Source organism: Nocardiopsis sp. iso_40 (genome assembly GCF_056173285.1).
In genome coordinates, this window is sequence record NZ_CM149666.1 from 3,215,457 (window position 1) to 3,240,533 (window position 25,077).

At 72.0% G+C, this 25,077-nt stretch carries 20 protein-coding genes; 15 read left to right on the top strand and 5 right to left on the bottom strand.

All coding sequences use genetic code 11. From position 1 onward, the window contains the following. Positions 1–8 precede the first annotated feature (8 nt). Both AC0VYD_RS14130 and AC0VYD_RS14135 read left to right on the top strand, forming a co-directional pair. Positions 9–1,772 (top strand): S8 family serine peptidase, encoded by a 1,764-nt coding sequence (locus AC0VYD_RS14130; RefSeq protein WP_475475994.1) that lies wholly within the window; start codon positions 9–11, stop codon positions 1,770–1,772. A 192-nt stretch (positions 1,773–1,964) separates the two neighbouring features. Continuing rightward, positions 1,965–3,578: an OmpA family protein gene (locus tag AC0VYD_RS14135; RefSeq protein ID WP_475475995.1), complete on the top strand. Its 1,614-nt coding sequence runs from the start codon at positions 1,965–1,967 to the stop codon at positions 3,576–3,578. Positions 3,579–3,704: 126 nt separating this feature from the next. Here the strand turns inward: AC0VYD_RS14135 and AC0VYD_RS14140 are convergent, their stop codons facing one another. The 3 genes from AC0VYD_RS14140 to AC0VYD_RS14150 all read right to left on the bottom strand — a co-directional run bounded on the left by AC0VYD_RS14140 (position 3,705) and on the right by AC0VYD_RS14150 (position 6,474). Beyond that, complete coding sequence (locus AC0VYD_RS14140; RefSeq protein WP_475475996.1) at positions 3,705–4,847, bottom strand: hypothetical protein; 1,143 nt, start codon at positions 4,845–4,847, stop codon at positions 3,705–3,707. 120 nt (positions 4,848–4,967) lie between these two features. Further along, the gene (locus AC0VYD_RS14145) at positions 4,968–5,606 is read right to left on the bottom strand and encodes a DsbA family oxidoreductase (RefSeq protein WP_475475997.1); all 639 of its coding nucleotides are present in this window, start codon (positions 5,604–5,606) and stop codon (positions 4,968–4,970) included. Between the two features lie 391 nt (positions 5,607–5,997). Then, positions 5,998–6,474 (bottom strand): DUF6194 family protein, encoded by a 477-nt coding sequence (locus AC0VYD_RS14150; RefSeq protein WP_475475998.1) that lies wholly within the window; start codon positions 6,472–6,474, stop codon positions 5,998–6,000. 268 nt (positions 6,475–6,742) lie between these two features. Here AC0VYD_RS14150 and AC0VYD_RS14155 point away from each other — a divergent pair, with 268 nt between their 5' ends. From AC0VYD_RS14155 to AC0VYD_RS14210, 12 genes are all read left to right on the top strand, one after another. Continuing rightward, positions 6,743–7,399 carry a hypothetical protein gene (locus tag AC0VYD_RS14155; RefSeq protein WP_475475999.1) on the top strand — a complete coding sequence of 219 codons (657 nt, stop codon included), beginning with the start codon at positions 6,743–6,745 and terminating at the stop codon, positions 7,397–7,399. A 224-nt stretch (positions 7,400–7,623) separates the two neighbouring features. Further along, positions 7,624–10,131, top strand: a complete 2,508-nt coding sequence (gene nirB, locus AC0VYD_RS14160) for a nitrite reductase large subunit NirB (protein WP_475476000.1) — start codon at positions 7,624–7,626, stop codon at positions 10,129–10,131. Next, positions 10,128–10,514 (top strand): nitrite reductase small subunit NirD, encoded by a 387-nt coding sequence (gene nirD / locus AC0VYD_RS14165; protein WP_475476001.1) that lies wholly within the window; start codon positions 10,128–10,130, stop codon positions 10,512–10,514. The genes nirB and nirD overlap by 4 nt, the downstream gene beginning before the upstream one ends. Continuing rightward, on the top strand, positions 10,511–11,665 hold the full coding sequence (locus tag AC0VYD_RS14170) for a uroporphyrinogen-III synthase (RefSeq protein WP_475476002.1): 1,155 nt from the start codon (positions 10,511–10,513) through the stop codon (positions 11,663–11,665). The genes nirD and AC0VYD_RS14170 overlap by 4 nt, the downstream gene beginning before the upstream one ends. Beyond that, positions 11,659–12,360: a sirohydrochlorin chelatase gene (locus tag AC0VYD_RS14175; protein WP_475476003.1), complete on the top strand. Its 702-nt coding sequence runs from the start codon at positions 11,659–11,661 to the stop codon at positions 12,358–12,360. The genes AC0VYD_RS14170 and AC0VYD_RS14175 overlap by 7 nt, the downstream gene beginning before the upstream one ends. 167 nt (positions 12,361–12,527) lie before the next feature. Further along, on the top strand, positions 12,528–13,727 hold the full coding sequence (locus tag AC0VYD_RS14180) for a dual specificity protein phosphatase family protein (RefSeq protein ID WP_475476004.1): 1,200 nt from the start codon (positions 12,528–12,530) through the stop codon (positions 13,725–13,727). A gap of 226 nt (positions 13,728–13,953) precedes the next feature. Continuing rightward, positions 13,954–14,664, top strand: a complete 711-nt coding sequence (locus AC0VYD_RS14185; protein WP_475476005.1) for a septal ring lytic transglycosylase RlpA family protein — start codon at positions 13,954–13,956, stop codon at positions 14,662–14,664. 175 nt (positions 14,665–14,839) lie between these two features. Beyond that, positions 14,840–18,409 carry a TM0106 family RecB-like putative nuclease gene (locus AC0VYD_RS14190; RefSeq protein WP_475476006.1) on the top strand — a complete coding sequence of 1,190 codons (3,570 nt, stop codon included), beginning with the start codon at positions 14,840–14,842 and terminating at the stop codon, positions 18,407–18,409. 195 nt (positions 18,410–18,604) lie between these two features. Continuing rightward, positions 18,605–18,928, top strand: coding sequence for a hypothetical protein (locus AC0VYD_RS14195; RefSeq protein ID WP_475476007.1), 324 nt, complete (start codon positions 18,605–18,607; stop codon positions 18,926–18,928). A 10-nt stretch (positions 18,929–18,938) separates the two neighbouring features. Next, complete coding sequence (locus AC0VYD_RS14200; RefSeq protein ID WP_475476008.1) at positions 18,939–19,472, top strand: hypothetical protein; 534 nt, start codon at positions 18,939–18,941, stop codon at positions 19,470–19,472. 53 nt (positions 19,473–19,525) lie between these two features. Then, entirely contained in the window at positions 19,526–20,773 is a 1,248-nt protein-coding gene (locus AC0VYD_RS14205; RefSeq protein WP_475476009.1) for a tyrosine-type recombinase/integrase, read from the top strand. Positions 20,774–20,925: 152 nt separating this feature from the next. Continuing rightward, entirely contained in the window at positions 20,926–22,377 is a 1,452-nt protein-coding gene (locus tag AC0VYD_RS14210) for a hypothetical protein (RefSeq protein ID WP_475476010.1), read from the top strand. A 72-nt stretch (positions 22,378–22,449) separates the two neighbouring features. On the opposite strand, the gene AC0VYD_RS14215 is transcribed toward AC0VYD_RS14210, so the two are convergent. Beyond that, on the bottom strand, positions 22,450–22,995 hold the full coding sequence (locus tag AC0VYD_RS14215) for a hypothetical protein (RefSeq protein WP_475476011.1): 546 nt from the start codon (positions 22,993–22,995) through the stop codon (positions 22,450–22,452). 128 nt (positions 22,996–23,123) lie between these two features. On the opposite strand from AC0VYD_RS14215, the gene AC0VYD_RS14220 reads away from it, so the two are divergent. Next, positions 23,124–23,516 carry an ankyrin repeat domain-containing protein gene (locus AC0VYD_RS14220; RefSeq protein WP_475476012.1) on the top strand — a complete coding sequence of 131 codons (393 nt, stop codon included), beginning with the start codon at positions 23,124–23,126 and terminating at the stop codon, positions 23,514–23,516. Between the two features lie 95 nt (positions 23,517–23,611). On the opposite strand, the gene AC0VYD_RS14225 is transcribed toward AC0VYD_RS14220, so the two are convergent. Further along, complete coding sequence (locus AC0VYD_RS14225; protein WP_475480265.1) at positions 23,612–25,045, bottom strand: amino acid permease; 1,434 nt, start codon at positions 25,043–25,045, stop codon at positions 23,612–23,614. Positions 25,046–25,077: the final 32 nt, after the last annotated feature.

The following is a 25,077-nucleotide window of genomic DNA, read 5'->3' on the forward strand; positions in this document are numbered from 1 at the left end:
CCGCACACATGCGCAAGTTCGGTGCAGTGATCGCGGCTGCTGCCCTACTGCCGATCCTGGCAGTGGCACCCGCCGCAGCAGAACCCGATCTGCCCTCCTTCCTCAACACGAACGACCCCACTGAACGCACCTACATCGTCGTCCTGGACGAGGACGCCGACCCCAACGACGTCGCCGACCGCAACGGCGACGCCCCCTTGGGCGTCTACGAACACGCCCTCACCGGCTACGCCGCGGAAATGACCGCCGCCGACGCCGCCGACCTGCTCCAGGACACCGACGTGGCCTACGTGCAGGAGGACCAGGTCGTCGAGACCTTCGACCAGCAGACCCCCGACGGCATCGCCCGGACCTTCGCCCCCGACAACCCCAACCTCCAGGTCAACGGCTCAGAAGACTACGTTCCCGACGTGGCCGTCGCCGTCCTGGACACCGGAGTGGACGGCTCCCACCCCGACCTCAACGTCGTGGAGTCGGTCGACTGCACCAGCGGCACCTGCGTGTCCAACACCGCCTCCGACGGCAACGGCCACGGCACCCACGTCGCGGGCAGCGCAGCCGCCATCGACAACGGCCTGGGCGTGGTCGGTGTCGCCCCCGGCGCCGACGTATGGAACGTGCAGGTCCTGTCCTCGGGCGGCAGCGGCACCCTCGCCGGGATCGCCGCGGGCGTGGACTACGTCACCGCCAACGCCGACCAGATCGGCGTGGCCAACATGAGCCTCGGCTGTGAGGGCTGCACCGACCAGGCGCTGAGCCAGGCCATCACCAACTCCGTGGCCGAGGGCGTCGCCTACGCCGTGGCCGCGGGCAACAGCTCAAGCGACTCGGCGAACTTCTTCCCCGCCAACCACCCCGACGTACTCACCGTCTCCTCCCTCGCCGACTCCGACGGCGCCCCCGGCGGCAACGGCGGAACCCTGTCCTGCCGCAGCGACTCCGACGACACCCTGTCCAGCTTCTCCAACTTCGGCACCACCGTCGACATCGCCGCCCCCGGCTCCTGCATCACCTCCACCTGGCCCGGCGGCGGCTACAACACCATCAGCGGCACCTCCATGGCCTCACCGCACGCCGCGGGCGGCCTGGCCCTGCTCGCCACCGGCTCCGCCAAACCCACCGACCGCGCCGGCGTCCTGGCCCTCTACCAGACCCTGACCGAGGCCGGAAACCACGACTGGACCGACACCTCCGGCGACGGCGACCACGAGCCCCTGCTCGACGTGGGCGACCCCGACACCTTCCCCGGCGACGGCGCCACCACCCCGCCCGACGGCCCCGTGGCCGACATCTCCGAGTCCTGTGACGACGCCACCCTGACCTGCTCCTTCGACGGATCCGGCTCCGCCGGGCAGATCACCGACTACGCATGGGACTTCGGCGACGGCACCACCGGCACCGGCACCACCACCTCCCACACCTACACCGGTGAGGGCACCTACACCGTCACCCTGACCGTCACCGACGAGACCGGAGCGACCAACTCCGACACCGTCGAGGTGACCGTGGGCACCCCCGACCACACCGCGCCCACCGCCGACTTCACCGGGTCCTGCTACACCTGGTGGTACTACTGCAGCCTGGACGCGTCCGACTCCAGCGCCGGCGACGCCCCGATCGTCTCCTACAGCTGGGACTTCGGCGACGGCACCACCGGCACCGGAGCCACCACCTGGCACTTCTACGACGGCCCGGGCACCTACACCGTCACCCTGACCGTCACCGACGAGACCGGCGCCACCGGCTCGCTCACCAAGACCATCACCCTGTAGGAGGCGACAGCCCCCCGACCGCGGCCCCTTCCCGATCTCCCGGGGGAGGGGCTGCACCCGCGTCGGCCCTTCCGGAGGCACCGATCGGTACACTCCCCGAACCATCCCGCTCCGCCACGCGTCTGAGCGGCTGAGGAACCATCCCGGCGCCCCCGCCGGACCACAGCACCACCGCGAGGGAGTCCCCCGACCATGCCCACACGAGCCCTTGGCGCGACCAGCCTGGTCATCGCGCTGAGCCTGGCCCTCAGCTCCTGCGGCCTGATCCGCGACCTGAACCCGGAGCAGGCCCAGGAGGAGCCCGCCGCCGAGGAAACCACCCAGGAGGTCGCGGCCGAGGACGTCGAACTCCCCTTCGTCCGCCAGGGACGCATGTTCGTCGAGGGGGGCAACGACGTCGCCGTGGAGATCTCCGTGAAGGCCCTGGAGAACAACGGCGAATACCTCATGCTCGACATCAGCCGCAACATCCTGGAGCACATCACCGGCGAGGACATCTCCTACGCCGGCGCGCCCCTGCGGCTGGTCGACCCCGTCTCCGGCGAGGTCCTGCTGCCCATCACCAGTGAAGAGCACGGCCAACCCTACGGCAGCTACTTCATCGAGGGCAGCGAACTCACCCCCGTCCACGAGGAGATCCCCTCACCCATCCGCCGCTACTTCCCCGCGCCCAGCGAGGACGTGGAGTTCCTGACCCTGACCGGCGCCACCGCCGGGCACGTGCCCGGCATCCCCGTCAGCTACGTCGACGAGTTCACCGACCTGCCCGAACCCGACGTCCACGACTACATCGACCCCGAGACCTGGTTGATGGACAACGAACTGCCCGAAGAGCTCGTCTACCCCGAAACACCCCCCGAACCGGACCTGGACACCACCGGGTTCGTCCAGTCGATGGAGAGCTTCGTGGACACCACCACCGCCTCCACCACCCGCGCGGGCGACCGGGAGGTCATCGCCCTGCACGCGGACAACATGTTCGCGTTCGACGAGGCCGACCCCACCGACGAGGCCGCAGGCACCATCCGGGAGGCCGCCCAGTCCCTGCGCGAGAACCTCGTCGAGGGCGCCGAGATCACCATCATCGGCCACACCGACGGCAAGGGCTCCGACGACTACAACCAGACCCTGTCCCAGGACCGCGCCGAGGCCGTGCGCGAACTGCTGGAGGAGGAACTGGGGGCGGGCTTCACCCTGACCACCGAGGGACGGGGCAGCGACGAACTGCTCGCCCAGGAGGGCGGGGACGACGACGAACAGGCCCGCGCCCGCAACCGCCGGGTGGAGTTCTCCTACGAGGTCCCCATGGGCGGAACCGACTCCGAGGAGGGCGGCCCGGGACTGGACGCCGCCAAACGCCACGTCGGCGCACCGGCCCCCTACTACGAGGAACTGGACCCCGTCACCACAGTCACCCACAACGACCTGGACCTGAACGTCTACCCCATGGTGCGCGACGGCGCCTACCTGTTCCAGGTGGTGGGGTTCCAGAACTCCACCCTGACAGACCTGGAGGCGGACCTGGACGGCGACGAGGCCTCCCTGCCCGGCAGCCCCCAGCAGTACACCGAGGGCACCATGGGCGGTTTCCGCCTGGAGGAGCCCGACAGCGGCATCATCCGCTACGTGATCCGGATCCGCACCGCCGAGGGCGAGTACGAGGACTTCGCCGACGAGATCCTCACCCTCTCCCCGGGTGAGGAGTACCTGGCCCTGTCGGTCTTCCCCGCCCCCGGCCCCGAGGTCGAGGAGATGACCCTGTACGCGGGCGCCTTCGGTGAGATCCCCGCGGTCCCCGTCCAGTAGGACCCGGGCACACACCGCCACGGGGCGGCGCCCCTTCCCCGACCGGGGGAGCGGGGCGCCGCCCCGTCCTCGGACCACCGGGGCGCCGAGCCCCGAACCACCGCGGGCAGCCCCCGCAAACAGGGGTCAGTCCCCCCGGGACAGAACCCTCGGAGCCGGCACCGGCCAGGCCTCCGGCAGCCCCCGACCGCACACCCCGCACCCGGCGCGCCGCCGCACCGCGTAGGCGGCGGTGGCCACCGCCAGGGCCACGGCCCACAGGGACATCGCCCCGAAGACCACCGTGTGCACCCCCGTCCCGGGCTCGATCCCGCCCAGCCGCCAGGTCTGCACCACGGCACTGCGGCCCATCCCCACCAGGGCCACCGCCACCAGGGACGCGGGCACCACCGCCAAGGCCACCGGCACCCGGCGCCCGGCCAGCCCCACCATCCAGCGGGGAAAACGCACACCCCAACCCTGGACCAGACCCAGCATGAGCACGGCACCCGCCACACCCGCCGACCCCAGCCCCAGACCGATCGCCAGCATGACCGGGTCCGCCCTGACCGCGGTGAAGGCTTCCTCCTCCAACCCCGGCGAGTACCCGAACAGCCACGGCACTCGCAGCGCCGGATAGAGCAGGGCCAGGACGAAGGCGCAGGCCACCGCGACCCTGCCCGTGCGCAGTGCCCGCCCCCGCAACGCGCGTTCGACGCCGGGGGACCACGCCGCGGTGCGGCCGCACCGCGCGCACCCCTGAAGCCGCCGCCTGCGGTGGGTCAGCGCCGCCCACGCCCAGATCCCCGCGCCCGCGGTGAAGAACAGCGTCCGGAGCAGGGGAGGGGACAGGGTCAGGATGACGTAGTCCGCTCCCAGGGACGGTTCCACCCACACCAGCACCGGCATGGCCAGGCCGTAGCCCAACCACACCAGCAGGGCGGACTCGACGTGGACCAGCAGCAGCACGGCGAACAGCACCCAGGCCAGCGTCTGTGTCAGGCACGCCACGAGGCCGCGGGGTAGGGCGCCACGGGTCATCAGCAGGGCCAGAGCCACCCCGAGGGCGCCGACCGCGGAGGTCGTCACGACGGCCGCGCCCAGGTCGTCGGTGGTGAACAGGGCACCGAAGGCGCCGGCCTCGGGCAGACCGGGGGGCACCACACCGGTCAGCCACCCCAGCCCCAACCCCAGTGCCGCGGCCGACCAGGCCAACGCGGCCCAGGAGGCGGCCCGGGGGACGGAGGTGTGGTGGGTGCCGGGAGAGCGGCCACTGGGCGGGGCGCACATGAGCGACTCCTTCAGGGGTGGGTGTCCTTCACCTCCACCCTGTTGCGCCGCCCCCGTACGCGCCTCCCCAACAGAGGTGACGCGGCCTCCCCCGTACGGGGGATCCTGCCCGCGGGACTCCTAGGCCTGCTGGGCGTGGGCCTTCTCCAGCGCCGCGGTGAACACCTCCAGCGGCTGGGCGCCCGAGACACCGAAGGCGCGGTCCAGCACGAAGAACGGCACCCCGGTGGCGCCCAGCTGCCGGGCGGTGCGGATGTCGTCCTCGACCCCGGCGGTGTAGGCGTCACCGGTCAGGACGGTGCGGGCCTGCCCGGGGTCCAGACCGATCTCCTCGGCCAGCTCCACCAGGGTGTCCACGTCGTCCAGGACGCGGGCCTCCACCAGCTGGGCACGCATCAAACGCTCGTGGGCCTCACCGCCCAGACCCCGCTCCCGGGCCAGGTGGGTGAGCCGGTGGGCGTCGAAGGTGTTGACCATGACGGCGTTCTCGAACTCGTAGTCGAGCCCTTCCTGCGCCGCCACCTCCTTGACCTGCCCGGTCATCTCCCGGACCTGGTCGCGTGTGGCGTTCATCTTCTTGGCCAGGGAGTCGTAGACCGGTTCCCGGACCCCCTTGGGGAAGGCGGGGTCGAGCTGGAAGCTGCGCCAGACCAGTTCGACCCCCTCGGCGTGCTCGAAGCCCGCCAGGGCCTTCTCCAGGCGCCGCTTACCGATGTAGCACCACGGGCACACGATGTCGGACCACACTTCGACCTGCACGGATCTTCCCCTCACCAGCAGTTTCCGTCCGAGCACGCGGGCGCGTCCTCAGATCCCAGCGTCACCAGGCCCCTGAGCGCGGACAGGGGCGCCTCGTCCCCGCCCGGCGCGGGCGCGGGCGCGGGTTCCGGTGTCCTGTCCGGGGCCGAGTCGCTCGCCCTCATCACCGCTCCTCACGCAAACACATAGACACACATATCGGGCGTAACCCTATTACCAGTGAGTATGCAGGTGGGTAAGTCCGTTCACCGGGAGGAACGTTCACACGAGAGCGCTGCGGCCCTCACCCCGGTCGACAACCCCAGCAAGCGTGTGGCGAAGGGCCCCTACGGGGGCGGATTCCAGGGGCCCGCGCTCGACCCCCGCCCGCCACCGGGCCGGGACCCCCGGTTCAGACCTGAGGACGGTACCGGGCCACGGCCCGCTCCCGGGCCCGCACCAACAGCTCACGCACCCGACCCGCGGTCCGCTCACCCGGGTTGAGCACCGTCACCCACCCCTGGGCGGCGTAGGCCGGGTGCGGCAGGACCCGGTCCAGCTCCGTGAAGTCGAACCCCCCGCGGTGCTCGGCGTGCGCGGCGGGGGAGTGGCCCACGACCTCCTCGAACAGCTCCCGCCCCACCGCGACGTTGACCCGGAACACCCCGGGCCGATCAAGGCGGGAGTCGCCGTCAAAGCCCGGGTAGTCCTTGGTCACCAGGGTCGCGAACGGCGTGAAACCGCTGCGCTCACGCGCCTCCCCGTCCGGGTCGTACAGGAAGAAGGAGTCACCCCAGGCGATCTCGGGCGCCCCGCCCTCCCGGCTCGCGGTCATCACGTCCACCTCACCCAGCCCGGCCACGAACCGGATGATCTCGTCCTCGGTCATCAGATCCCCCTCCAGAGTTCAGGCAGCCCTTCCGACCACCCCACCCCTCAAGTGTGTCATTGAACAACCCAGTGAACCCTGGGACGAAAAATCCCACTCCAGAAAGGAGACAAGAGGACAAACCCTCAAACGATCTACAACACCGCACCGTTTCGGCCCGCCCCGCCGCCCCGCACCCCCACCAAACCCGGGCACAGGTTCGACAACACCCACCCAAACCTGCCCCGGAAAACACACCCCCGCAGGTCACCCATGCGACACTCACCGCATGGCCGCACCGCACCCGGCCCCCTACGGGCCACCGCCCCACGTGGACCCCCGGGAACTACGCCCCTCCCGCACCTGGTACTGGGTGGGCGGCGCCCTCATCCCGCTCTCCCTGGCCCTGGGCGCCGTACTGTTCGTCGCACTCATCCTGCAGGCCACAACCCCACCCGACTTCACAGCGCAAACCCGGGGCACCCAGAGCACCACCTTCACCCTCGACCCCGCCGTGCACACCCAACCGCAGTGGCTGCTGTACGGCTCACCCACCCCGGTCGACCACACCGCCTGCTCCCTGACCGGCCCCGACGGCCAACGACCCGCCTTCGCCTACCCCACCTTCAACCACGAGGTCCAAGGCCCCGAAGGATCCTGGGCGATGATCGGCACGACCGAGCTGACCCGGGCCGGCGAATACACCCTGACCTGCCAGGCCCCCGACGACGTCCGCTTCGCCCTGGCCTACGGCGACGACCTCGCCGCCCACACCATGACCGGACTCCTCGGCTCCCTGGCCTCCCAGCTGGCCCTCCCGTTCCTGGGCGCGGCCGGCGGCCTCCTACTCATCATCGTCACCGCGGTACGCCGCAGCTGCCACCGCCAACACCTCATCGACCAACGCACCCCACAGCCCCGGGACCCCGGACACCAGCGCCCCTGACACACCCCGATGTGCCGCACACCACCCCGCCCCGCACCACAGCACCCCACCGCCGACCCGCACCCGCCCCGCCAGGCAAGACCCGCCCCCACCACACCAATCACTCACCCCCCACCTGCAGTGACAGCACAACGAAACACCCCCGACACACCCGCCCAACCACCGGGTAACACCCTGCAGGTTGCCTGAAACCGTCCGACCCCGCAGCCCGCAGGAGCCGCCCCATGGAAGAACTCGTCGTCATCGGCAACGGTATGGTCGGCCACCGGCTCGTCGAGGCCCTCCGCGACCGCGACACCGCCGGCCACTGGCACATCACCGTCATAGGCGAGGAACCCCGCACCGCCTACGACCGCGTCGCCCTGTCCACCTACTTCGACGGCGCCACAGCCCAGGACCTGTCCCTGGGCGAACTACGCGGCCCCCGCGTGGACGTCCACGTCGCCGAACAGGCCACCGCCATCGACCGCGCCGCCCGCACCGTCACCACCACCTCCGGCCGCGTCCTGCCCTACGACCGCCTGGTCCTGGCCACCGGATCCACCCCCTTCGTGCCCCCCGTCCCCGGCCACGACCTGCCCGGCTGCCACGTCTACCGCACCATCGAGGACCTGGACGCCATCACCGACTCCGCCTCCGGCGCACGCACCGGCGTGGTCATCGGCGGCGGACTCCTGGGCCTGGAAGCCGCCAACGCCCTACGCCTGCTGGGCCTGCAGGCCCACGTCGTCGAACTCGCCCCCCACCTGATGCCCGCCCAGATCGACGAAGGCGCCGGAGCACTCCTGCGCAACCTCGTCACCGACCTGGGCGTGCACGTCCACACCCGCACCGCCTCCACCGCCGTCGAACCCGGCCCCCACGGCCGCGCCGCCCGCCTGCTCCTGGACAACGGCGAGCACCTGGACACCGACCTGGTCGTGTTCTCCGTGGGCATCCGACCCCGCGACGACCTGGCCCGCACCAGCGGCCTCACCACCGGCGAACGCGGCGGCATCGTCATCGACGACACCTGCACCACCAGCGACGCCCACATCCACGCCATCGGCGAGGCCGCCCACCACCGCGGCACCGTCTACGGGCTCATCGCCCCCGGCAACGCCATGGCCGAGGTCGTCGCCGACCGCCTGGTCGGCGGCAACGCCACCTTCACCGGCGCAGACACCTCCACCAAACTCAAACTCCTGGGCGTGGACGTGGCCAGCTTCGGCGACGCCCACGGCCGCACCCCCGGCGCCCTGGACGTGGTCGTCAACGACGCCGCCAGCGGCCGCTACGCCAAACTCGTCCTGTCCGACGACGCCACCACCCTGCTCGGCGGCGTCCTGGTCGGCGACGCCTCCGCCTACGCCACCCTGCGCCCCCTGGTCGGCTCACCCCTGCCCGGCGACCCCCTGGCCCTGATCACCCCCGACGGCGAGTCCCTGGGCGCCGACGCCCTACCCGACACCGCCCAGATCTGCTCCTGCAACGCCGTCACCAAGGGCGACATCACCCACGCCATCGAGTGCGGCTCCCACGACGTGGCCGAACTCAAGTCCTGCACCAAGGCGGGCACCAGCTGCGGCTCCTGCGTGCCCATGCTCAAACAGATCCTCACCCAGGCCGGCATCACCCAGTCCAAGGCCCTGTGCGAACACTTCACCCAGTCACGCGCCGAACTCCTGGAGATCGTGCGCGCCACCGGCACCACCACCTTCTCCGCCCTCATCGACGCCCACGGCACCGGCCACGGCTGCGACATCTGCAAACCCGCCGTCGCCTCCATCCTGGCCTCCCTGGGCGGCGGCCACATCCTGGACGGCGAAACCGCCACCCTGCAGGACACCAACGACCGCTACCTGGCCAACCTGCAACGCAACGGCACCTACTCGGTCGTGCCCCGCATCCCCGGCGGCGAGATCACCCCCGACAAACTCATCATCATCGGCGAGGTCGCCCGCGACTTCGACCTCTACACCAAGATCACCGGCGGCCAACGCATCGACCTGTTCGGCGCCCGCCTCGAACAACTCCCCGCCATCTGGCAACGCCTGGTCGAGGCCGGCTTCGAATCCGGGCACGCCTACGGCAAGTCCCTGCGCACCGTCAAATCCTGCGTGGGCACCACCTGGTGCCGCTACGGCGTCCAGGACTCGGTGGGCCTGGCCATCCGCCTGGAAGAGCGCTACCGGGGCCTGCGCTCACCCCACAAACTCAAGTCCGCCGTCTCCGGGTGCGCCCGCGAATGCGCCGAGGCCCGCGGCAAGGACTTCGGCATCATCGCCACCGACACCGGCTGGAACCTGTACGTGGGCGGCAACGGCGGCTTCACCCCCCGCCACGCCCAACTCCTGGCCGCGGACCTGGACGAGGACACCCTCATCCGCTACATCGACCGGTTCCTGATGTTCTACATCCGCACCGCAGACCGCCTCCAGCGCACCGCCCCCTGGATCGAGTCCCTCGACGGCGGCCTGGACCACCTGCGCGAGGTCGTGGTCAACGACAGCCTGGGCATCGCCCACGAACTCGAAACCGCCATGGCCCGCCACGTGGACACCTACACCGACGAATGGGCCGCCGTCCTGAACGACCCCGACAAACTCGCCCGCTTCGTCTCCTTCGCCAACGCCCCCACCACCCCCGACCCCACCATCAGCTTCACCACCACCCGCGACCAACCCGTCCCGGGCCCCCTCAACCTCGGCATGCCCACCCCCCGCACCCACCAGCAGGAGAGCACCCGATGAGCGTCCTCACCCACGCCCCCGCCACCACCGACTGGGTCACCATCTGCCCGCAGGAACGCCTCGAACCCGAGATCGGCCTGGCAGCCCTGCTCCCCGACGGACACCAGGTCGCCCTCTTCCTCACCCGCGACCACCACCTGTACGCCCTGGACAACCTCGACCCCCACACCGGCGCCGCCGTCCTGGCCCGCGGTATCGTCGGCGACCGCGACGGCGAACCCACCGTGGCCTCACCCATGCTCAAACACCTCTTCTCCCTGCGCACCGGACAAAGCCTGGACGACCCCCACACCCGCCTGGCCACCTGGCCGGTCCGCGTCCACGACCACACCGTCCAGATCGGCACCACCCCCAGCACCCGCGCAGAACAGGGGACACCATGAACAACGCCCCACCCGCCACAGCCTCCCCGCCCACGGCCGAGGCCACCACCGCACCCCTGGCCGGGTTCACCGTCGCCGTCACCGCCGCCCGCCGCGCCGAGGAACTCAGCGCCCTGCTGCACCGCAAGGGCGCCCAGGTCATCGCCGCCCCCGCCCTGCGCATCGTCCCCCTGAGCGACGACCAACGCCTGGCCACCGTCTCCGAACAACTCACCCGCACCCCCGCCGACGTCGTCGTGGCCACCACCGGCATCGGCTTCCGCGGCTGGGTCGAGGCCTGCGAAACCTGGGGCATGGCCGAACCCCTCCTGAGCAGCATGGCCTCCTCCCGCCTCCTCGCCCGCGGCCCCAAAGCCAAGGGCGCCATCCGCGCAGCCGGCCTCACCGAGGAATGGTCCCCGCCCTCCGAATCCTCCGCAGAGGTCCTGGACTACCTCCTCCAACGCGGCGTCCACGGCCTACGCGTGGCCATCCAACTCCACGGCGAACCCCTGCCCGACTTCACCGCCGCCCTGCGCCTGGCCGGAGCAGAAGTCATCGAAGTCCCCGTCTACCGGTGGACCCAACCCGAACAGACCGCACCCCTGGACCGCCTCATCGAAGCCGTCACCACCGGGGGAGTGGACGCCGTCACCTTCACCAGCGCCCCCGCCGCCGCCGGACTCCTGACCCGCGCCCACACCACCGGCCAACAACACGCCCTCGTCCAGGCCCTGCACGGCCACGTCCTGGCCATGTGCGTGGGACCGGTCACCGCACGCCCCCTGATGGCCCACGACATCCCCACCGTGTGGCCCGACCGCGCCCGCATCGGCGCCCAGGTCCGCAAACTCACCGAAGAACTCCCCGCCCGCTTTCCCACCCTGCACGTGGCCGGCCACCGCATGCGCCTGCGCGGACACGCCGTCCTGGTCGACGGCACCGTCCACACCCTCTCGCCCACCCTCATGCGCCTGATGCGCGCCCTGGCCCACCGCCCCGGCCAGGTCCGCGACCGCGCCCACCTGCTCACCTGCCTGGGCGAGGACGCCGACGCCCACGCGGTCGAAACAGCCGTGGCCCGCCTACGCACCGCCCTGGGCGATGCCAAGATCATCCAAACGGTCGTCAAACGCGGCTACCGCCTGGCCCTGGACACCCACCCATGCTGAACCACACCCCCACCCTGCTGCTGGCCGTACACGGCACCCGCTCGCCCCGCGGCACCGCCGTGGCCCACTCCCTGGCCCTGCGCGTGGCCGAGATCACCCACCGCCCCACCCGCCTGGCCTTCGCCGACGTCCTGGACCCCACCGTCGAACAGGTCGCCGCCACCACACCCGGACCCCTGGTGGTCGTACCCGCCTTCCTGACCTCGGGCTACCACGTACGCACCGACATCCCCCACCAACTCGCCCTGGCCGGACGAGCCGACGCCGTCATCACCCCCGCCCTGGGCGACCACCCCGCCCTGACCGCCACCGCCCGCAAACGCCTGGAAGCCGCCGGCCACCGCCCCGGCGACACCCTCGTCCTGGGCTGCGCGGGCACCTCCGACCCCCACGCCCAGACCGAACTCGACCAGGCCGCCCAGCGCCTGTCCCAACAGATGAACACCCCCGTCCACCTGGCCTACGCCGCCACCAACACCCCCACCATCACCGACAAGGTCACCGAACTGCGCACGGCGGGCCACACCCGGATCAGCGTCGCCGCCTGGCTGCTGGCCCCCGGCCTGTTCCACGACCGCCTGAGCGACTCGGGCGCCGACACGGTGGCCGCACCCCTGTGCCCCGACGCCGCCATCGCCCACGCCGTGGCCGAGCGCTACCTGAGCGCCTGCCTGCCCCAACCCGCCCGGACCTGATCCCGAGCACCGAACCACCACCGCCCCCTACACGCCGCGGCCCGCCCACCACACCCGGATGGCCACAACCGGCAACCCGCGCACGCACACCCCCTCCACCGGGAAGACCACCCCCGGACCCCGCCCGGATCCGGACCCCACCCCTTCTCACCCCGTGGAGAACCACCGTGCCACCCACACCCCCGCACCCGCCCGAGGACCCCGCCCACGACCGGGCCGCCGGAGCCCTGCTCGGCGCCGCGGCCGCCGCCACCCTGGTCGGCGCACCACCCGCCCGGATCCGACAACTCACCACCGCGGCCACCACCCCCCAGCAGCCCGGCCCCCGCGCACCCACCGGCCCCGCGCTGCTGGCCCACCTGATCCGCACCGCCCTGGCCCGGGCCGCCACCACACCCCCAACGCACAACCCCGCCCCGCCCACACCCCGCGACCCCGCCCCACACGCCTGGGCACGGGCCCTGAGCGCCCTGGTGCGCACCGCCGCAACCCCGCACTCACCCGAGTTGGAACACACCACCGACCACGACCCCCTGGGCGCCTCCTGGCGGGCCCTGACCCGTACCCCCCACCCCGCACACGAGCCCGCCCACGGCACCTTCGCCTGCACCCACCTGGTGGACTCGATCCGGGCTGCCCACCACACCGGCGGCGACCCGGCCGCCATGTACACCGGAGCCCTGGCCGGAGCCCGCTGGGGCGCCTCCGCCCTGCCCCTGCACACACTGCGCCAGCTGAGCGGGCACACCGACCCCCACACCCTGATCACCGCCGCCCTGCTCCAGATGCGCGGCACCCAACCCCGCCAGTGGCCCCAGCACCCCATCCGGGAACGGCCCGAACAGCGCCTGCCGCCCTTCGCCGTGCCCCACCCCCTGGACCCCGGGGTCCTGCTCGGCAACCTCGACCACCTGCGCACCCGCCCCCAAGACGTGGACGCGGTGGTCTCGCTGTGCCGCACCCACCCCGACGACGCCCCCCACCTGAACGGCCCCGACTGGGTGCGCGTGTGGCTGCACGACACCCCCGGCAAGAACACCAACCTGCACTTCACCCTGAACGAGGCCGCCGCTGCCGTGGCAGCCCTGCGCAACGAGGGCAAACGCGTCCTGCTGCACTGCTGGGCGGGCGCCTCACGCACCCCAGCCGTGGCCGCCCGCTACGCCACCGCCGCCCTGGACGCACCGCCCCTGCCCACCCTGGGCACCCTCATCCGCGCCGTGGGCGGACACCTGGACAACCCCACCCTGTCCCAGGCCGTGGCCGAACTCAGCGGCCTGGACCTGCCCGACCCGACCCAGGCCCTCTTCCCCCGGGGCCTGCCCCCGCGCCGACCCGAACTGCGCTCCGTGCGGGCCACCGGGTGAGAAGTTCCACAAACCATCACTTTCCGGTACCGTTACTGTCGCGTTACCCCTAAGCTCTGCGCCCAGACCCCGTGCAATGCCACCGGCGGTCCCGCCCGGCCCGTGCCCGGCCCCACACATCCCCCCGGGGCCCGCACCACCCGGACACACCAGGCCCTCCACGGCACCACCGCACCACGCCCGGAGGCGACCGCCACACCCCTGTTCCCGTTCGAAGGACTGCGTTGTGGGCAAACACGAGCCCCAGATCCCACCGGCCGACGGCCACGATGCGACCACCCAGGACGCACCCCCGCCCGTCGGGCCCCGCCTGGCAGCCGCACGCTCACGCAAGAAGCGCGCCCTGGTCGTGGCCTCGGCCGCCGGTCTGACCCTGCTCGTGGGCGGCACCGCCGCGGCAGCCGTCATCACCTCCGGCGCCGAACCCGACAACGCCACCAGCGCCACCGGGATCCCCCAGGCCAAGATCGGAACCCTCACCGCCCCCGAACCCGAACAACCCCAGGACGAGGCCGAACGCGCCCAGGCCGCGGCACCCCAGGCCCTGAGCGCCTCGGGCCCAGCCATCCTCGAACCCGAAGAGGAAACACCGGAGCCCGAACCCCAGACACCCTCCGGCAACTCGGACGCCTCCCAGGGCACCGGCGAAGGCGGCACCTGTGAGGCCTCCTTCTACGGCGACGGCTTCCACGGCGCCACCACCGCCAACGGCGAGACCTTCGACACCTACGGCATGACGGCCGCGCACAAGACGCTGCCCTTCGACACCATGGTCAAGGTGACCAACCCCGACAACGGCAAGTCGGTGACGGTGCGCGTCAACGACCGCGGCCCCTTCATCCCCGGCCGCTGCCTGGACCTGTCCACCGCCGCCTTCGACCAGATCATCGGCACCGGCGCCGGCGTGGGCACCGTCAACTGGGAGGTCGTGGGCTAACCCCCCCGCCCCCGCGAACACACCCCGCGCGCCCCGCACCCCCACCGGTGCGGGGCGCCGCCGTACCCGCACCCGGCACCCACCCGCGCACAACAAACCCCACACACCCCCGCGACGTGGCACAATCCCCACCACCGACACAGACCAACACCACAACACCAGGGGGAGTCGGGCGTTGTTCCGCACCACCACCGGCTGGGTCGTCTCACCCACCGACCTCGTCGACACACTGGAATGCGACCACCGCACCGCCCTCAAGAGCGCCCTGGCCGCCCACCTGCCCGGCGCACCCCGCCCCGAGGACATCGACCCCCTCGTCGCCCGCCACGGCGAACTCCACGAACAGGCCGAACTCCAACGCCTGAGCGCCCTGTTCGGCGACGACCTGGTAAGCATCGAGGCACCCACCGCCGACGACCACTCCCTGGCCCAGGCCGCCCACGCCACCGCCCAGGCCATGGCCGCCACCGCCCCGGTCATCTACCAGGCCTCCTTCCACCACCCCCTCAACCCCCACGTGGCCTTCCACGGACGCGCCGACTTCCTCATCCGCTCCGACCTGGACCCCACCACCGGCCAACCGCGCCCCGACACCCCCACCCCCTTCACCTACGAACCCTGGGACACCAAACTCGCCCGCCGCCCCGGCCCCTCAGCCGTGGTCCAACTCACCGCCTACGCCCAGGCCGTGGCAGTCCTGCACGGACACACCCCCCAGCACATGCACCTGCTCACCGGCGACAGCCGCACCCACACCCTGCCCACCGCCGAGTTCACCCCCATCCTGACCACCCTCACCCAACGCCTGCTCGACCACCTGGCCCACGAACCCGCCCTGCCCACCCCCACCTGGGGCCAACCCCGCCCCCTGTGCGAGAACTGCGGCTACAGCACCTGGTGCTCCCAGGGACGCACCGCCGCCCGCCACCTGTCCCTGGTCGCCGGACTACGCACCGACCAGGCCGCCAAACTCACCGACGCCGGCCTGGACACCATCGACGCCCTGGCCCGGGCCACCGACCAGGACCGCCCCGCAACCCTGCCCAGCCGCTCCTTCGACCAACTCCGCGCCCAAGCCGCCCTGCAGGTACGCCAGGACACCACCCGCACCCCCGCCAACCCCCAGGGGCAGGTCACCGCCGAAGTCTTCGCCCCCGACGGCCTGGCCAGCCTGCCCGCCCCCAGCCCCGGCGACCTCTTCTTCGACATGGAGGGCTACCCCTACCACTCCCGCCAGGGCGAACGCGGCCTGGAATACCTCTTCGGCGCCACCACCGAGGACACCGACGGCACCGAAACCTTCCACGCCTTCTGGGCCCACGACCGCACCCAGGAGAAGAAGGCCCTGGAGGACTTCGTCGACCTGGCCACAGCCCGCATCGACACCGACGAGGGCGCCCACGTCTACCACTACGCCTCCTACGAGGTCGACCGCCTCAAACTCCTCAGCTCCGAATTCAACACCCGCGAGGAGGAGGTCGACCGCCTCCTGCGCGAGAACCGCCTCGTCGACCTGTACACCGTGGTCCGCAAGAGCCTGCGCGTGTCCCAACGCTCCTACTCCATCAAGTACCTCGAACCCCTCTACCTGGACACCGCCCGCGGCGGGGGCGTCACCACCGCCGCCTCCAGCATCGACGCCTACGCCGCCTACCTGAGCGCCCGGGAGGAGGGCGACACCCCCGCCGCCGCCCGGGTCCTGGACGACATCGCCGCCTACAACCGCGACGACTGCCACTCCACCGCCCGCCTACGCGACTGGCTAGAGGACCAGCGCACCCGACAGGGCATCACCGACCGCCCCCTCCGCCAACTCGAACTCACCGAGGACGAGGCCGAACGCGCCCGCAAACGCGCCGAGAAGAGCGCCCGCCACACCGCCCTGACCCAACCCCTGCTCGAACAGGTCCCCGAACAACCCGAGCAACGCACCGAACAGGACCGCCCCCGCGCAGCCCTGGCCTCACTGGTCGGCTACTACCAGCGCGAGAACACCCCGCCCTGGCGCGAACACTTCCAACGCCAGAACGCACCCCTGCAGGACCTGGAGACCGACAGCAACTGCGCCGTGCCCTGGCAGGTACAGGCGGGGGAGTGGACCGAACCCACCGGCAGGCAGAAGAAGGCCCGCCGTGAAATCACCATGCGCCTGGACCGCGCCCACCCCAACCCCTTCACCACCGGCGAGAGCGTCCACCTGCTCCACCCCGGCGCCCCCGGCCAGGGGGCCGCCACCCGCCCCGCCAAGGTCCTCAAAGCCGAACCCGACACCCTGACCCTGCTGGAGACCGCCGACCCCGACGACCTGCCCTCCCGCACCCCCCTGGCGGTCCTGCCCGGCTCACCGGTGGACCCCAAACCCAAGGACGGCGCCCTGGAAACGGTCGCCCGCACCGCCGTGGACCACCTGCCCGACTGGCCCCGCCACCCCGGCCTGGACACCCTGCGCCGCACCCCGCCCCGCCTGAACCCGCCGGGCCCCCTGCCCGCCCCGTCCGACGGCGACCTCATCGGCGCCGCCATCACCGCCGTGGACCGCCTGGACCACTCCTACCTGGCCGTACAGGGCCCGCCCGGAGCCGGAAAAACCTACCTGGCCGCCCAACTCATCACCCACCTGATCAAGGAGGGCCGCAGCGTCGGCGTGTGCTCCACCGGCCACAAGGCCGTGGAGAACGTCATGGCCGCCGCACTGCGCGCCGCCGACCACCAGGGCCTGCACATCGAAGCCGCCAAACGCCCCCGCGGCGGGAAGAAGGACCCCGACGCCCCCTGGCAGCAACCCTCCACCCAACAGGCACTGGCCAACTGGCGCACCAAACGCACCGCCCAGGGCCAACCCGTCCTGATCGGCGGCACCGCCTGGGGCATGTCCGGCGCCGACACCCTCGCCGACCCCCTGGACGTGCTGATCATCGACGAAGCCGGACAGTTCGCCCTGGCCGACACCCTGGCCGTGTCCGCCGGCGCCCACAACCTCGTCCTGCTCGGCGACCCCCAACAACTACCCCAGGTCGTCCAGGGCGTGCACTCCGAGGGCGCCGACGCCTCGGCCCTGCAACACCTCATGGGCACCGAAGCCATCATCGACCCCGCCCTGGGCTACTTCCTGGACCAGACCCGCCGCATGCACCCGGCCGTGTGCGCCCCGGTCTCGGACCTGTCCTACCAGGGCCGCCTGCAGGCCCACCCCAGCACCGCCCAACGCCACCTGAGCCCCCTGGACCCGGGCGTGTACGCCCACCCCGTCACCCACACCGGCCGCACCACCCACAGCCCCGAAGAGGTCCAGGCCGTCGTCGAGGCCGCCCGCACCCTGCTCACCCAACACCTCACCCTCGACCCCGACCAGGGCCCGCGCCCCCTCACCGGCACCGACATCCTGGTGGTGGCCCCCTACAACCTGCAGGTGCGCACCCTGCGCCAGGCCCTGGCCCACGCCCAGCAGCACACCCCCGCCCTGGCCGGGGTGCGGGTGGGCACCGTCGACAAGTTCCAGGGCCAGGAAGCCGCCGCGGTCATCTGCTCCATGACCACCTCCGACGCCGCCGAGACCAGCCGCGGCCCCTCCTTCGTCCTGGACCGCAACCGCCTCAACGTCGCCCTCTCGCGCGCCCAACTCCTGGCCCTGGTCGTGCACTCACCCGACCTGCTCACCACCGCCCCGCGCACCATCGACGAACTCCGCCTACTGGCCTCCTTCACCGGTCTGGTCACCCGGGCCCGCCCCTGGCCCGACCACTGAAGGACCCACCGCCCCAGGTTTCGGACACCCCCCGGGTGGAGTACGTTCTAGTTAGCACACCACGCCTGCCCGCGGGCACCCACACGCCCGCGCGGGCAGGCCACGGCGTGCCCGCAGGACCCACCCCCCACACCCCCCGCGGTGGGGTCCTGCCGCCCTGGCCCGCCACCAGTTCCGAAAGGCACCACGGCCCCCGTGTCTGAACGTCCCTCCGCACCCGGCGGTGGCCGCAACACACGCCACCCCACCGGCATCCGCGTCGTCATCTGCGTCCTGGCCCTGTTCGCCCTGGTCCTGGGCCCCCTGGGCTACCTGATGGGCATCGACGCCGACTCCCACGCCGGATCGGCAGCCGAATGGTTCACCCTGACCTTCGGCGCGGCCGTGGGCATCCCCTTCCTGGCCGCGGCCGTGGCCACCGTCGCCGGCGACCGCAAGGCGGCCCTGTGGTCCCTGGCCCTGCTGGCCTGGCCGGTGGTGTTCGTGGTGGTCATCCACCTGCTGCGCTCGGCCGGGTAGGCTCCCGGGCGTGTCACCCAAGAAGCGCAACCGCCGCAAGAGCCAACAGGGGCCCGCCGACCGCACCGCCGCGACCGAACAGGGCCGCACCGAACCCGGCCGCCTCACACCCGGCCAGGTCCCCGAAAAGCGACCCCTGAAGCGCACCCCCCTCACGGTCGCCGAACCACCCGACCGGCGCATCACCGTGCTGTGGGTCATCCTGTGGTGCCTGTGGGCCCTGGGCACCCCCCTGGCCCTGGCCGCGCTGCTCTTCGCCGGACTCGACTCGATGAACACACCCGCCGACCCCACCATGACCGACCCGGACCTGCTCGCCGAACAGCAGGAACGCAACCTCGATGCCATCGGCAACGCCCTGGTCTGGTTCCTGGTCACGGCCTGGGTCGTACCGGCCGCAGGCGCCACCACCGCCCTGCTGCTGCGCCGAACCATGGCCGCCGTCGCCTTCACCACGGCCCTGGCCCTGACCGTGGCCCTGACACTGTGGGTGATGCCCCCAACCGAACTGTGGGCGGCACTGAGCACCCACCTGTTCGGCTGAGACCCGCTCCGACCCGCCCCGCCTGCCGCACCCGGGCCCCGACCCCGGACACAATGGAACCCGTGCACACCACCGACCCCGCCGACACACCCGCGCCCCGGGACCAGATCGCTCTGCCCCCGCCCGTACGCGCCCGCCTGGAGCACCCCGACCACAGCGTGCTCGTGGACACCCGCGCCCTGGAACGGGTCCGCGAACGCTTCGACACCGAACAGGCCCAGGCCCTGGGCCGGTACCTGACCAACGCCCAGTCACCGGCCACCCTGCGCGCCTACCGCGCCGACTGGACCGCCTTCGGCGCCTGGTGCCTGACCGAGCAGCGCACCTCCCTGCCGGCCGACCCGGTGGACGTGGCCGTCTACCTGGCTGCCTGCGCCGAGCAGCGCACCCCCGACGGCACCGGCTGGGCGCTGGCCCCCGCCACCCTGGAACGCCGCTCCGCGGCCATCGCCGCCGTCCACGGCGCCCACGGCCTGGACTCACCCACCCGCGCCGAAGTGGTGCGCATGACCCTGCGCGGCATCCGCCGCACCCGCAAGGCCCGCCCCCGCCGCAAGGCCCCCGTGGTCCTGTCCACCCTGGAGGCGCTGCTGGCGGTACGACCCGCCGAGGGCCACCCCGGGGGAGTGGCGCGCAGACGCGACGCCGTGCTGTTGCTGACCGGGTTCGCCGGGGCACTGCGCCGCTCCGAACTGGCCGGGCTGACCTTCGACGACCTGGCCCTGCGCACCGACCCGGCCTCGGGCACCCCCACCCTGGTGGTCTCCCTGTGGGCCACCAAGACCGACCAGGAGGGCCGGGCCCACCAGCGGGTGGCCCTGCCCCGCGGACGCCACCGCGCCACCTGCCCGGTGTGCGCCCTGGCCGACTGGTCGGCCCTGGTGGCAGTGCACCGCGACGGGGGAGCGCCGGCGGTGCGCGCCCACCTGGAATCGCTGGGCGCCCCCGACCCCGCACCCGCGCACACCTGCCAGCAACTGCGCGGCATCGACCTGGCCGACGGCTCCAACCGGCCCCTGCTGCCCGGGGTGGACCGGCACGGCCGCCTGGCCCAACGCCCGATGACCACCAAGGCCGTGGGCAACCTGGTCAAACGCTACGCCGCCCGGGCCGGGCTCAACCCCGACGACTTCGGCGGGCACTCCCTGCGCGCCGGGTTCGCCACCCAGGCCGCCCTGGGCGGGGCCACCGACCGCGAGATCATGCGCCAGGGGCGGTGGACCAACGCCCAGACCGTGCACGACTACATCCGCACCGCGAACCCCCTGGAGGACAACGCGGTCACCCGGCTGGGGCTGTGAGGCCCCAGACCAACAGTGACCTGCGCCTCATCGGCCACCACCTCATCTCGAATCACCAACAAACCCACCAGAAACACCTGATACAGCCCGTTAAAGTGCGATCCTTCCCTGATGAGACATTAGGTTGGTTGCGTGAGAAAGGGGACGGACCCATGGTCGACGAGTTTCGCGCGGCATTCCAAGAACTGATCGACGCCTCCGTCTCCACGGACCCCCAACAGTTCCCGCCAGCAGTCCACAGGGTCTACCTGTTGGCCTCCCACATCCCCCCCGCCGAACGGGAACTGGCCCTGGAAGCCCTCACCCCCCTGCTCTCCGGAGACCACGCCGCCCCCGGCATCATCGCCGACCTGTCCGTGGTCGCCGGAGCCCTGGTCGAGATGGGCACCGACCCCGGCCCCGCCGGCATCGAGATCCTGCACCGCCTGCGCACCATGGGCAAGGGCGCCATCGTCTTCGTCCGCGCCTGGGAACGCACCGGCGGCGGAACCCCGCCCGACCCCGACACCGTCACCGCCGACGCCGAAGCCCGCGTAGCCGCCGACCTGGGCCCCGACGCCCCCGCCGCCACCATGTGCTGGTGGACCATCCGCCGCCACGGCCTGGCCGCCAAAACCATGCTCAGCGAACCCGGCGTACGCTCCCACACCCGCCGCGACCCCGCCCTGCACGCCGAACTCGTGGCCATCGCCAACCAACTCAGCGACCTGCTCACCGAGTTCGACCAGCTCCGCGCCCTCCTGCGGATGGCCGAGGCCACCTCCGCCCTGGTCATGGACCGCCACTCCAGGCGCGCCTTCCGCGTACTCTTCGACGGCATCGGAGACAACTTCCAACTCCACACCCTGCTCGCCGACGCCCTCATCGGCCCCCGCGGCCAGGGACTGCCGGGCGATCCCCCCGACCCGCGCTGGACCGCCTCCTTCCGCGACGGCCCCGTCGACCCCGAGGCCCAGACCGTGTGGGGCTGGTGGAACATGGTCGCCCACGACGGCTCCTGGATCTGGAACGAAGGGGTCCCCGCCGAGATCCCCACCATCGACGGCGAACACGTCCTGGTCCTGGACGAACAGCCCTACCCCCGTTCCTGGAACGCCGGACGCCGCCACAGCCAGGTACACGGCTGGCTGGAGGTGGAATCCGAACTCAGCCCCCAGGAGGCCGACCTGTGGTGGAAACGGGTGGCCCCGGCCGAACCCGCCCTCCCCGACCCCCACGCCGAGGAACACACCCCCCTGCCCGAACCGGTGCTCCTGCACAACCCGAACCCCGAGGCCGAGGCCCAACGCGTACGCGGCTTCATACCCCGGGCCGAAACACCCCCCGACGAGCCCGAACCTGCCCCTCGGGCCGACCAGCGGCCCGACGGCCCCCGACCCGAGGAGCCCGAACCCGAAACGGCCCCGGCCCCGGACGAGAACAACGAGGACCAGGACACCACGGGCCAGGACACCACAAACGAGCCCGCCGAACAGCCCAGCGCACCCGCCGACCGCGAGCCCGGCACCACCCCGCCCGCACCGGCCAACTCCAACCCCACCGGACTGCCCCGCCTACCCCGCGGAGTCTCCAACAGCTCCGCCTGGGGACCCACCTGGCGCTAGGGCGCGTTCGCCCCGCACACACCGGGGCCCGGGAGCAGAACCGCTCCCGGGCCCCGGCACGCGAAGGGGGAGTCAGTCCTCCAACCGGTGCCGTGGCTCATGGTGCGCCGCCACCGGCTCGGACCGCGTCGCGGTGGAACGGGGGAGACCGTCCTCGTCCTCCCCCTCCTGCGCGTACAGGCCCTCGAAGTACTCCTCCTCGCCCACCCCCTCCTCGTCATCGCGGACCCAGCGGGCGCCCACGAACAGGGGAGCGGCCAACAGCAACGCCAGGGGCAGGAACACACCCAGCGGCAACAGCGTCAGAGCGCCCTCCGTCCCGGGCAGGGCCGGCAGACGCTCCAACAGGTGCATACGCACCAACGCCAGAGCACTCACCCCGCCCAGGACCAGAGAGGCGGCGAAGGGAAGCATCGGGGTCAACCGCGGCGGAACCGCGACCAGAGCCACCAACAGGCCCACACCCACCAACCCGGCCACCGCCACCGGACCGGTGCCCTGCAGGGCGCTCAGACCGACCGCGTGCAGGCCCCGCAGATGCGCGAAGGCCCAGCCGCTCACCAGTAACAGAACCGGGCCCAGGATCAGGCCCGACAGGAAGCCGACGAAATGTCGCACGAGGGTGCTCCTCTCAGGGGTTGCGCAGCACCTTAGCGACAAAAACCGAGTTCAGCACCACATCACCCCAAAACGACCACCCCCGGGCCCCCACCACACCACCCCCGAACCCCACTAGGCTGCCCACCGTGAGCCACCCAGAACACGACCCCCAGGTCATCGAACTCGCCACCCGCCTGTTCGGCCACGCCCGCGCCGGCCGCACCCAGGACCTGGCCCCCTACCTCCAGGCGGGCCTGCCGCCCAACCTGACCAACGACAACGGCGACACCCTGCTCATGCTGGCCGCCTACCACGGCCGCACAGACACCGTCGCCCTGCTGCTGGAACACGGCGCCGACCCCGACCGCCTCAACAACCGCGGCCAGTCACCCCTGGCCGGAGCGGTCTTCAAGGGCGAGGACCCGATCGTGGAACTGCTGGTCGAGGCCGGAGCCGACCCCGACGCGGGCACCCCCACCGCACGCGCCACCGCGCAGATGTTCGACCAGCGGCCCCACCTGGCCCTGTTCGGGAACTAACCGGCCCACAACGACAGCGGCGCCGCCCCCGACGGAGGACGGCGCCACAGCAACACACGGGCCCCGATCACACCCCGGGGCCCACGGGGCGAGGCCTACCGGGGGGACAGATCCTCTCCCCGCTCCTCGGCGTCCCGGACCCGCCCGGCCCCGGTCCCGGCGACACGGTCCAACTCCTCGGGCGTGGCCCGGCCCCGCACCCCCAGCACCCTGCGGCTGGGCTCGGTGGAACCGAACAGACGGCGCACCTCATAGGCCAGCACCGCCACCACCACCACGGCGACCGTGGCCCACAGGGCCTGCCGGTGCTCGGGCAGGGTGGCCATCGCCAGGAAGATCGCCACCAACCCCACCAGGGTGGCCCAGGTCAGATACGGAAAAAACCACATGCGCAGCGTCAGCCGCTCAGGGGCGTTGCGGCGCACCCGGGCACCCACCACCAGCTGCGAAGCACAGATGGTCAGGAACAGCACCAGCAGGATCGCGCCGATGGAGGCCACCAGGAACGGGAAGACCCTGCCCGGCGCCAGGTAGTCGGCGACCACCGCCGCGTAACCGACCACGGTGCCCAACAGGATGGCGCGCACCGGCACACCGCGCCGGTTGGCGCCCCTGAGCAGCCGGGGGGCATCACCCTGGCGGGTGAGCATGAACAGCATCCGCGAGGAGGTGTACATCGCGGCGTTGAGCACGCTCAGCACCGCGATCAGGACCACGATCTCCATGATCAGCGCCGCCCCGGGAACCCCCACGGTCTCCATGACCACCACGAAGGGGCTGCGGTCCAGGTCGGTGGAGTTCCACGGCACGACCATGACCACCACCACGATGGAGGCCACGTAGAACAGGCCGATACGCCACAGGACGTTGGTGATGGCCGAGGCCACCCCGCGCTCGGGTTCGGCGCTCTCCCCGGCGGCGATGGTGATGATCTCCACGCCCCCGAAAGCGAACAGCACCACCACGGTGGCGCCCAGGACCGCGACCCAACCGTTGGGGGCGAACCCGCCCAGCTCCCACAGGTTGGTGACCGTGGCCCCTTGCGAACCGCTCCACAACCCGAAGGCGTACAGGCCGCCCACCAGCAGGAACGCCACGATGGTGGCGACCTTGACCAGGGAGAACAGGGACTCGGTCTCAGCGAAGACACGCACCGAGATGAGGTTGGCGGCCGTCATGGCCAGCAGCACGACCAGGGCCAGCGCCCACCCGGGCACCTGCACCCACTGGCTCAGGATGGCGGCCCCCGCCACGGACTCGGCGGCCACCAGGACCGCGTACATCCACCAGTAGACCCAGCCGATGGTGAACCCGGCCCGGGGCCCGAAGGCCAGGCGGGCGTAGTCGGAGAAGGACCCTCCGGCCGGGACCGACACGACCATCTCGCCCAGGGCCCGCAGGGTCAAAAAGACCAGGGCCCCGGCCAACGTGTAGGAGAGAACCGCCGCGGGTCCCGCGGTCTGGATCACCGCGCCCGAGCCGATGAACAGCCCGGCGCCCACCGATCCGCCGATCGCGATCAGTGCCATGTGCCGGCGGCGCAGCGAGTGTGCCAGCCCCG